Raw genomic sequence first — 599 nt, forward strand, 5'->3', positions numbered from 1 at the left:
GCGGCATGCGAGGCGGCGCTCAGGGTCGTCGAGGGCGGCCGCGTCCCCGACGACGCCACGGTCGACGTGCTGGCGAGGCGCATCGCGGGAGGCGGCGGCGGGGCCGGCGGGGCCGACCTGTCGGTCTACGACGGGTTCCTGAAGGGGGCGGTCGCCGATGGCCGCTAGCGAGGAGCTGGCCCGCAGGGTCGTGGAGGCCGGGCGGTCGTGCTCGCTCACCACCGCCGTCCTGGAGGAGTGGTCGAGGCTCGGCACCCCGAAACAGGTGGAGTACCTGGCGGGCTACCTCGAGGCGGAGAGGTCCAGCCGCGAGGCCTCGAAGCGCGCGACGCTGCTCAGGCGCTGCGCGCTGCCGGCGCCCAAGACCTTCGACGGCTACGACTGGTCGGCCGTGTCGTGGCCGGAGGGCATGGGGCGCGAGTCGCTGCTCGCGCTCGACTTCGTCGAGCGCAGGGAGGACCTCGTGCTCATGGGCGACGTCGGCACCGGCAAGACGCACATGGCGTCGGCCCTCTGCGCGCTGGCGTGCGAGAGGAGGCTCGAGGCGCGCTTCTTCACGGCGTCCTCGCTCGTGATGCGCCTGAGGCGCGCCCGCGACG

At 74.3% G+C, this 599-nt stretch carries 1 protein-coding gene; it reads left to right on the forward strand.

The features are described 5' to 3' along the window. Nucleotides 1-157: 157 nt before the first annotated feature. Nucleotides 158-599 (forward strand): ATP-binding protein (locus ACTQXM_RS09040; protein WP_441537654.1); only part of this gene is annotated, 442 nt, incomplete at its 3' end.

Source organism: Collinsella sp. LCP19S3_D3 (assembly GCF_052121455.1).
Classification (GTDB): Bacteria; Actinomycetota; Coriobacteriia; order Coriobacteriales; family Coriobacteriaceae; genus Collinsella.